This window comes from Candidatus Synechococcus spongiarum SH4, assembly GCF_000586015.1.
Taxonomy (GTDB): Bacteria; Cyanobacteriota; Cyanobacteriia; order PCC-6307; family Cyanobiaceae; genus Synechococcus_B; species Synechococcus_B spongiarum_F.
Window position 1 is genome coordinate 1 of record NZ_JENA01000146.1, and the last position, 4,319, is coordinate 4,319.

The 4,319-nt window shown below is 64.6% G+C and carries 6 protein-coding genes; 5 read left to right on the plus strand and 1 reads right to left on the minus strand.

Translation table 11 applies throughout. The features are described from left to right. Nucleotides 1–326 precede the first annotated feature (326 nt). From BG35_RS10790 to BG35_RS13950, 3 genes are read left to right on the plus strand one after another with little or no spacing between them, the layout of a single operon-like run. A complete protein-coding gene (locus BG35_RS10790; RefSeq protein WP_025782271.1) occupies nucleotides 327–647 on the plus strand; it encodes a hypothetical protein in 321 nt (106 codons plus the stop codon). Nucleotides 648–670: 23 nt separating this feature from the next. Beyond that, a complete protein-coding gene (locus BG35_RS10795) occupies nucleotides 671–1,726 on the plus strand; it encodes a molybdopterin molybdotransferase MoeA (RefSeq protein ID WP_308417023.1) in 1,056 nt (351 codons plus the stop codon). Beyond that, nucleotides 1,723–1,911 (plus strand): hypothetical protein, encoded by a 189-nt coding sequence (locus tag BG35_RS13950; protein ID WP_308417024.1) that lies wholly within the window; start codon nucleotides 1,723–1,725, stop codon nucleotides 1,909–1,911. Before BG35_RS10795 ends, BG35_RS13950 begins: the two co-directional genes overlap by 4 nt. Here BG35_RS13950 and BG35_RS0106995 read toward each other — a convergent pair whose 3' ends face one another. Beyond that, the gene (locus BG35_RS0106995) at nucleotides 1,912–2,736 is read right to left on the minus strand and encodes a prohibitin family protein (RefSeq protein ID WP_025782272.1); all 825 of its coding nucleotides are present in this window, start codon (nucleotides 2,734–2,736) and stop codon (nucleotides 1,912–1,914) included. 144 nt (nucleotides 2,737–2,880) lie between these two features. On the opposite strand from BG35_RS0106995, the gene BG35_RS11620 reads away from it, so the two are divergent. Beyond that, the gene (locus BG35_RS11620) at nucleotides 2,881–3,912 is read left to right on the plus strand and encodes a hypothetical protein (protein ID WP_025782273.1); all 1,032 of its coding nucleotides are present in this window, start codon (nucleotides 2,881–2,883) and stop codon (nucleotides 3,910–3,912) included. A gap of 9 nt (nucleotides 3,913–3,921) precedes the next feature. Next, the coding region (locus tag BG35_RS0107005; protein WP_025782274.1) for a DCC1-like thiol-disulfide oxidoreductase family protein at nucleotides 3,922–4,319 on the plus strand (398 nt) is incomplete at its 3' end.

Genomic DNA, 4,319 nt, shown 5'->3' on the forward strand with positions numbered 1-4,319 from the left:
GTCCTGTCGCTACAGCCAAAGCGCTTGCCCACATCAACACTGCTGTTCCCGGCCCGATACTGTTCCACGATCTGGGCTTTCTGCGACTCCGTCAATCGACTGGGGGTCATGGCCGATAACAGGCAGCGCCTGAGCATAGGACAGGAAGTCTAGGAGATCCTCAACAGACGGGGAGGGGCGAAGACGATCATCTTCAGCAAACACCGCCATCAGGAAACCCCCGGCCCTCCATACGGGACCAGGTCAAAGTTCATGAACTGTTCCCTATTGCAGGATTCCACCCTCGCTGCTGGCATCATAGACGGGAGCAGAATCGGACACAGCCCATGGAACCTCTTCTCCCGCGTCAGGCCTATCAGGTGCGCTGCACCCTCTCCTTCGGCGACATCTATGGCCAGGTTCTGCTCTGGATCATGGTCATCTTCATGAGTCTGGCGGCCGCCATGGCCCTCATGGGAGCCAGCCGTCCACTCTTCGCCTTGATGGCGGTGGGGTTGGTGTTGGTGCTCTCCCTCCCCTTTCTCCTGTTTGCCTTTGTCACCACGCTCCTCAACCATGTGGCCCTGGAGCCACTGCCCCAGGCTGACGCCACCTCGCCAGCCCCCCGGGAACAATCTCCCCCGCAAGAAAGAATGGTCGCCGGATAACCTTCAACCAGGGAGTCGGTGGTGTGGAGAAGGCAAAGCAAGGGTACACGCTGGAAGAAGCCCGCGCCCGGTTGTTGAGCGCCCTGAGTCCCCTGCCAGGACGGGACACCTGCCCCTTGCGCCAGGCCCGTGGGCGGGTGCTGGCGGCTCCCCTGACGGCGCCGAGGGCGGCGCCAGGCTTCCGGGCCTCCAGCATGGATGGCTATGCCCTTCGCGCCGTTGATGGCCAGCCGGGCCGGTCCCTGCCGGTGGTGGGATGTTCAGCCGCCGGAGCCCCCTATGGCCGTCCACTGGAACCGGGGCAGGCGGTGCGCATCTTCACAGGGGCGATGGCGCCCGATGGCGCGGATGCGGTGGCGCCCCAGGAAGATGTCCGGTTGATACAGGAGGAGCGACCCGGTTCCGCCATCACCCTGGAGGGCCCCATCCATCCGGGCCAGTGGATCCGCTCCCCCCAGGAGGAGGCTGCCCCGGGGGAGCCGTTGGGCAGCGTGGGGCAACGGCTGAGCAGTGTTGATGTGGCGCGGGCAGCGGGTTGTGGCCTGCGCGTGGCCCAGGTTTATGCCCGTCCTCGGGTCGCCCTGTTGATCACCGGGTCGGAACTGCGCCCGGCCGGCCATCCCCTTGCCCCCGGAACCATTTATGACAGCAACGGCCCCCTGCTGCTGCTGCTGCTGGAGCAGTTGGGTGTTGCCGTCGTGGGTGAGGAATGGGTGGATGATGACCCCCAACGGTTGGAGAGGGCATTGCTGCGGCTGGCCGGCCGCAGTGACGTGTTGATCACCACAGGAGGGGTGTCCGTTGGCGACGAGGACCATGTGCGCCCCCTGCTGGAGCGGCTGGGGGAGTTGCAGTTTTGGCGACTGTTTCTCAAGCCGGGCCGTCCTTTTGCCACCGGGACCATGGCGGCGCCCGGTTCTTCGGTCTCCCCGGCAACCCTGTTTCCGCTGCCGTCACCTTCCTGCAACTGGTCCGGCCTGCACTGCAGGCGCTGGAAGGGGCAACGCCGGAGCCCTGGCCGCGCCTGCGGGTCCGCCTGGCCACCCCGTTGCGGCGCCGATCAGGCCGGCCGGAGTTGATCCGCGCCCGCCTGGGCATGGATCAGCAGGGCGCCCCTCTGGCCACCCCTTGCGGTGATCAGAGTTCAGCCCGGCTGGCCTCCCTGCAGGGGGCCGATCTGTTGTTGGAGGTGGACGCAGCCACCACGGAACTACCTGCGGGAGCCGCGGTGATGGCCCAACTGCTGCGCCTGCCGGTGCTGTAATCAGGGCTGGGCATCCACAATCACGGGAACGGATTGACTCCCGGGGAAACTGGGCACAACGCTGGTGTTCCCGTCCCACTTGTCGAGAAAGAGCTTGTAGAGCACCTGTTCGTCAAGGCTCTGGGACAGGGTCTGGAACTTCTTGGCCTCCTCCTCGGCAATGCGCACCTCCGTCTGGGCCCGCTGCAGCCGTTGTTCGGCAATCTGCTTCTCCTCAATGGCGGCGCGGTACTCCTCGGCAATCTGCAAGCCGGTCAGGTCCAGGCCCTGCACGTCCACGTAGCCAAAGCGGCTGAGTTCCGTATCCACCTGCTGCTCCACCTCCTCGGAGATGCTGCCCCACTGGGAGGCAATGGTGACCAGGTCATAGCGGGAGAACACGGACTTGAGGGCCTTCAGCAAGGAAGGCTGCACGATGCGGGGATAGACATCTCCGTCAAGGGTGGCAATCTCGGCGTAAACCCGTCCCACTTCCTGGGGTCTGAGGGCGTATTTGACCGTGGCCGTGGCTTCAATGACCTGCAGGTCTTTGGTCAGGCTGCCAAACCGCTCCGGGCGCACCTGGGTTTTGACGTTGAAACGGTGGGTGTTCTGCAGCAGGGGAAGCTTGAAATTGGGACCGGCGCCCCGGGGGGAGCCGGTCACGCGCCCCAGGGTGGTGATGACCGCCACAGTGCCGGCAGGAACGATGAACACGGTCTGACTCAACACCAGCAGAAACAGAAGGCTGCCGGCCATCAGGAACCAGAGGGCGCCCGGCCCGCCGGATCCTCCTCCATTATCGCCGCCCTTGCCTTTGGCGACGCGGCGAAATTCACTTTCCATGGCTGAGCAGGGTAGACGTGTCCTTGAGAGACGTTACAACTCCCTGGGCCTGTGTCGGTGATGGGCGCCACCCACCTGGCCGCCTTAATCATCTCATCTGCCATCTCACTCAATGGGCGAGACAGGCCCTAGGATCACTCGATCATGTCCCCCTGGAAGCCCACCACCGTGGTCCCCTGGCTGGCGCTACTGGCTGGCGTCTGCGCAGGGTTGGGCTGGCTGGCGCTGGGACCATTATCAACAACGTTGCAGTCCCGATTCCCCGGGGAGGAGCAGGGGGTGGCGGACTTTGAACCCCTGCTGCTGCGCGCCGGGCCGGACGAGAATCCGTCGGGGGGCAGTCTCACGGCGGCGGGAATCAGAGCGGACCTGTCGTTCCGGGTGGGATCAGACAGGTATGACAGGGAACAGCAACCGGTGCTCAGGCTATGGCCTGCCGCCACCGTGGAGGAAACACCCGTCAGTCTTCTGACGGACACTCCGCTCCTGGAGCACGTTGGTTTATCCAGTGGCGTGACCAACGCCCTGATTCAGATTGTGGAGCTGGACCTGGACAACGGCAGCCCCGAGGTGCTGTTCTCCCAGTACAGCGGCGGCGCCCATTGCTGTGCCCTGGTCACCGTCTTCCGGGAGAACGACCAGGGGGCGTGGCAAGCCATTGACGCGGGTGCATTTGACGGGGACATCTTCGCCGCTACGGAGCCTGTACCAGGCCGTGGCTACCTGCTGGCCACGGTGGACAATCGCTTCCTGTACCGCTTCTCTTCCTACGCAGGATCCAGCCCGCCACCCCAGTTCCTAGCACTGCGGGGGGATCAGATGGTTGATGTCAGCCACCAGCCCCACCTGCGGCCTTTTTTTGAGGAGGACGCCCAGCGGCAGGCTCAACGGCTGGCTGATCACTACAGTGGCGAGGTGAACGGCCTGCTGGCCGGATATGCCGCCAGTCATGCCCGTGCGGATCGCATCGGGGAGGCGTGGCCTGTGGTGCTCCAGCGCCATGATCAGGACAGCCGTTGGGGTGTGGAGTCCTACCCCGATGAATGCGAATACCATGGTCGCGACTGTGGCCAGGGGACCGAGGTTCGTCACCCCAACTTTCCCGGCGCGTTGGCCGCGCTGCTGCGGGAAGCGGGCTACATTCCAGAGGATATGGTCCTGGCCCATCAGCCTTGAACCCGAACCTTGGCTCCACAACCCGCCCGCCTGCAACTGGTCTTTGATGGGGGCTGCCCCTTCTGCCGGTGTTTTGCGGAATTGAGCGAGTTGAAGGGCGGTCTGTCCCGGTTGGAGATCATTGACGGTCGCGCCAACAACCAGCTTTGCCAGGCGCTGAAGGCGCAAGGCTACCCCCTCTCCGAGGGGGCCGTGTTGATGGTGAAGCGGGATGGCGACACCCACGGAGACACGGGAGAGACCCAGGTGTTCCACGGCCCGGCGGCAATTGCCCTGCTGTGCGGTCAGTTGCGGCCTTCCCCGGGGCTGCTGCGGCTGCTCAAGGGGGTATTTGCCAACCGGAAGCGGACGGACCGCCTCTATCCTCTGCTGTTGTGGGCCCGTCGTCTGGTGCTGGGCTACCGTGG